Origin of the sequence: Collinsella aerofaciens (assembly GCF_020709435.1) — a bacterium.
Classification (GTDB): domain Bacteria; phylum Actinomycetota; class Coriobacteriia; order Coriobacteriales; family Coriobacteriaceae; genus Collinsella; species Collinsella aerofaciens_AU.
In genome coordinates, this window is sequence record NZ_JAJFDP010000033.1 from 1 (window position 1) to 4,893 (window position 4,893).

Sequence of the window (4,893 nt, forward strand, 5' to 3'; positions counted from 1 at the left end):
CGGGATTGGTCAATCTCGGCCGACTATATTTGGCTAAATTATTCCGGCGCTAACATCGATAATCCTGGATAAAGCAAACGCATTGAATTCAATGAACTCTGGGGCTGTATCAGAGAAAAGCCCGTTGAAGTATGGCATCTCCTCCTTAACCAATTCGTTCATAATGAGATCGGCAAGGGCACCACGCTTACGAACAAGAATCGCGATCTTCCCGCCACCGACTTGGATGAGCGCCGTAACCTTGGAAACAATGGCTGTCGCTTCGTCCTGCTGTGCAGCGCCAACAAATATGGGAAGCCGGGGCGTACCGCTGACAATGGCACCCTTCATGTGGGAGCGAATCGCAGCACCGAGCTCTCCGACGATAGATCCCCCAGAAAACCTATGATTATGTTCGAGCTCCAGCGGCGATAGACACAGGTCGGTAGTGGCCTTTGCCTTTAAGCCTTCCATTGCGCCAATAAAACCATAGACACGCTGAATAGGGTCACCGAACATGCAGATTCCTGATTTATCAGAAACCAAGCCATTTAGAAAGATATAACACAACGCATTCGTGTCCTGCGCCTCGTCGACGAGCACGACAGGGTACGCTGACGACAGATAGGACCTTAACTTGGGAAAATGAGAGAGCAATTCAATTGCAAGGGAAATCATTCCAGAATATGGCAAGAGACCGTTCGGCACGAACCGATCCCTGATGATCCTATTAAAGGAAAACATCACGCGCCTCAAGTCCATGTCCTGACCGTTTCTCATAAAGCGGAGGAAGTCGTCAACGGCATTCTTTTCATTCCAGGTCAGCCTGACACCTCGCAAAACCAGCTCGTTAACGGCGCCGTTGTCATCAACCATAGAAAGCTCGTCAACGTTTACTGGGAGCGAGAGCGATCTCCAGTATCTGCGCAGCAGAGCCCAAGCAAAGCCGTGGAAGTTAGTCGCCATGACGCTGTCCTCAAAACGCTTGGCCACGGGACCAGGAAGCGCCGACATAGTGGCGCTTAAATCCGTACGCATTCTCCGCGCGGCAGCGACGCTGAAGGTTAGCGACAAAATCCTTTTTGCCGGCTGGACTTCCCCAGATGCCAGCAACCAGCAAGCTCGCCCAGTCATCACTGTGGTTTTCCCGTATCCTGCCGGGGCCTCTACGAATACCCTCTTCGATGGCGCAAAAATCGCAGAGCACTGTGATGTATCTCCGCCACAGCGCACCTCAATCGCAGCTCTAACACTATCCCGTAAGTCAGCCTGACTCATCACCATTAAAGCCCCACGGCCTTACAAATAATAGTTTTATAACATGCGGGAACGCCATCGGCACCAAAAACCTCCGCGAGGGCAACGCCAGACCCAACGCCCTTGTTCGATGAAAGCCATGCATACATAAGCGCACGCGATTCGGGTGTGTCGGCGAATAGTCCGTCAAACTCCGATCCCTGGAAATCATACTCAGGGCCCGTCAAGCTAACACCGTAGACAGCGCAGGCATTTTTCAATGCTTTGCTATTGCCCTTGATGGAAGTTGCCCTCTGACGATCCGTCGCCTCAAGAAGTGTAATAAACGAGCTTTGGTTCCTATTAACGAAAATAGTTTCGATGACCTCAGCTTCAAAATCCCGTTCAGTTGTCGTTATGTGGTCTCCAGAAGTTTCTAGCGAATCGTTATCCCTATCGACAATGGAATAATTTGGAATCTCAAACTTGTTCAGAAGTTCACAGAGCGGCTCGACGTTCTTTTTCCCGCCAGCCCTGATAGGCACAACTCCATAATCATCCAGATCCATCCCAAGGTTGCGTGCAAAGACCGGAATGGCCCCAGACTCCGTCTGCCCTTCAAAAGCCAATACCGACCGCGCGAAAAAAGCCTCTCGTATTGACTCAAAGTTCAGCATAAGATGCTTTTCAACCTTGTCAGAAAGGTTAATATCCTTGCCGCACATGACCCTTGGAGAATCTTCGCCCTGTCCAAATCGCACAATGTTCTTATAGCCGCGAGCAAGAATGTTTGGCGAATGCGTCACCATGATCAGCTGAGCTTTGATTGAATCAATCCCGAAATACTCCTTTAGAAGGGCGTTAAACTTGGTGTCCTCCCCTTCGCAAATCCTACGTAAGCTCTTCGAGAGCCGTCTTTGCATATACGGATGAAGATGAGCTTCGGGTTCGTCATAAGCCAGCACGGCATGCAGCACGCGCTTGTCATCGCCATCCGAGCAGAGGCTCTCTTGAAGGCGTTTAGGCGAAAGTCGCATAATGCTCTCGATTATCGAAAGCGAGGCAATGGCGAGGTACTGCAAGCCTACCCCCGCCTTTTTAAAATGAACGCCTCTCTTATCAAGCAAGGTAACCAAACTTCCAAGCGTTCCGCTATCCGATGAGTCGACGCCCGTCCTCACACCATATGATGACAAGATGGGTACGTCACCGACAATCGCACCGAGATCTTCAAGCAGACCTTCGAGCTCATTCCCGTCTAGAAAGTCAAAGACCTCTTTGCCCTCCTTATCCAGGTAAAGAGCGATACCTTTGGAGAGAACTTTACCGACGCCGCGCGTACCGTCAAACGCCAAGTCTCCCCTATTGAAAGATGCAGTAGAGTACCTGAACATATGAACGGATCTCATAAAAGAAGGGGGGATCTTTTCCCCGCTTTCCTCGGCCACAAACTCTATTCGAGAATCCGGATCGTCAGCAAAGGCGCAGACGGTAATGGTGTTTCCGGTCGTAGGATCGATGTCGATCCCCGATATTCCGATCTCGTCCTCGTCCATCTTTAAAGTTACTACAGCACCTGATCGCCTTTCGGTGTCTGCGAAATCTTCTTCGCTGATCATCGCTTGGTTGAAGATTGTATTGAGCAAGTCGAGCACATTCGTTTTGCCGAGATTGTTCTCGCCGACAATATAGGTCACGTCCTCGTCAAAACTAATCGCAACACCATCGAGATTCCGATAGTTCTCAATCTTCAGTTTAAAGATCCTCATGCAGCCTCCCGACCGTTAGGGTTTATGGCTACCAATAATCTAGCACGCCTCGTGTTGTACCGAGTGTGAGGCGCAACCGCTTCGAGTTGCTTCTAAATCGCAATAGCAATCCTAAGAAGGTTATTTGCACGCAAGGCCCTGTCTCTTATGAACACCAATCCCCAGTCTGCTCCCTCCCCTCCCCAACATCCCCCAGAAAGTTCGCTGATGTTGACTGGGGTTCCCGTAAAGTAATCCCCAACAAAATATGTGCGGAGTGCTGGCCTGGAGCTGCCTTCGGACCCTATTGGCTGCTCACCGAGAGGCTCCGCTATGAAACGACCCCTTTACTACCTGCTCTGCGCGATCGCGTGCACGTCCTTGGTCGGCGCGACGATGCCCATGGCGGCCATCGCAGAAGCGATTCAGCCTCTGGCAACAGCCGGGCAGCAGGCGCAATCCGATGCCACGAACAGCGGCACAGGCAAGACCGAAGACGGCACCGACACAAATGCGACAGCAGATACCGTAGAGGACGGCACCGCAACATCCACCGGTGCCAGCGCAGTTAACACGGAAAGCGCCGACGGCACCGCCGCCGCAAACACCACCCCCGCCCCATCCCTCCGAGCCCGCACCAACCCCACGCCCGAGGCGATCTCCACCGCGTCACAAACCACCTACGCCCACTCCGCCGCCGCAAGCCAAAACGGCGTCACCTTCACCGTCTCGTGGAACGACGCCCCCGCGGGCACCGCGACGACCTTCCACGTAACCCAGGCCAACGGCTCGTCCCAGGCCAAGGCGCGCATGGACGTGCCCACCTACTGGGACGGCGGCAGCCAGGAAAGCGTCAGCGACCCGTCGCGCCAGGCATGGTCCAGCTACTACAGCATGGGCACCGCGGGCCACGACTTTACCTTTGACTTCACGGCATCGGGCACGTACCGCATCTACTTCTACTTTATGGACAACGACAGAAACGACCCGCAAAACGACAAGGGGATCTACTACCTGCGCACCACGGCGGAGGTGACCGTAAACGACGCCGCCCGCCCGAGCGTCACGCAGATCGTCAACAACGCCGTGGCCCAGTGCAGGCAACAGACAGACGGCTCGGAATACGACATGGCCTTGTGGCTCCACGACTGGACGCTCGACCAGCTGGAGTACGACCACAGCCTCAACTGGTGCTCGGCCGAAAGCGGCCTCACGCGCCACCAGGGCACCTGCGAGAGCTACCAGCGCATCTACTCCAAGCTCCTTGACGCCGCGGGCATCGCCAACGGCCGCATCACCGGCAACGGTCACACCTGGAACGCCGTAAAGATCGACGGCAAATGGTGCCAGATGGACCTAACCTGGGACGACACCAGCGACAACTGGTACGGAGACCTGGACCAGCGCCATCTGTACTTTGGCCTGACCGACGAGCTCATGGCAATCGCCCACTCCGATCACACGGCAAATTACCAGATGGACGACTACGCCTACCGCTCGACCGACCTATCCAACAATTACTTTGTGCGAAATGGCAAGGCAGACGAATGGGCCGAGAAATATGCCGACCGTATTCAGCAGCACCTGGATGCCAAGGAAGAGAGCTTTTCCATCGATGCTGACAACCAGTCCTTCCCGCCGAGCATCTCGGGGATTCAGAACGGGACTGTTGCGTACGCGATGAACCAGAGGGAATGGAAAGTTCAAGGCGCCAAGGTTGAGCTTACTGCGGCATCAAACGTCACCAAGGAATCGAACAGCAAATGGAGCGCTAGGTACGACCTGGCAGTAAAATACCGAATCGCAACATTAGAGAAAGTTATAGACGACGGCTCCTACCGCCTCGCGGCCGCCCTCGACGCCCGGATGGCCGTGTCGGCCTCCGCATCGGGCTGCTCGCTGTCCTCGGGCGCGGGCGCCCTCTCCCTCG

The 4,893-nt window shown here is 54.3% G+C and carries 3 protein-coding genes; 1 reads left to right on the forward strand and 2 read right to left on the reverse strand.

The annotated features are described in order from the left end of the window. Window positions 1-33: 33 nt before the first annotated feature. A complete protein-coding gene (locus LK493_RS09950; protein ID WP_321573284.1) occupies window positions 34-1,263 on the reverse strand; it encodes an ATP-dependent helicase in 1,230 nt (409 codons plus the stop codon). Next, a complete protein-coding gene (locus LK493_RS09955; RefSeq protein WP_227790913.1) occupies window positions 1,263-2,984 on the reverse strand; it encodes an ATP-dependent nuclease in 1,722 nt (573 codons plus the stop codon). The genes LK493_RS09950 and LK493_RS09955 overlap by 1 nt, the downstream gene beginning before the upstream one ends. 312 nt (window positions 2,985-3,296) lie before the next feature. Here LK493_RS09955 and LK493_RS09965 point away from each other — a divergent pair. Next, the coding region (locus tag LK493_RS09965; protein ID WP_265333366.1) for a transglutaminase domain-containing protein at window positions 3,297-4,893 on the forward strand (1,597 nt) is incomplete at its 3' end.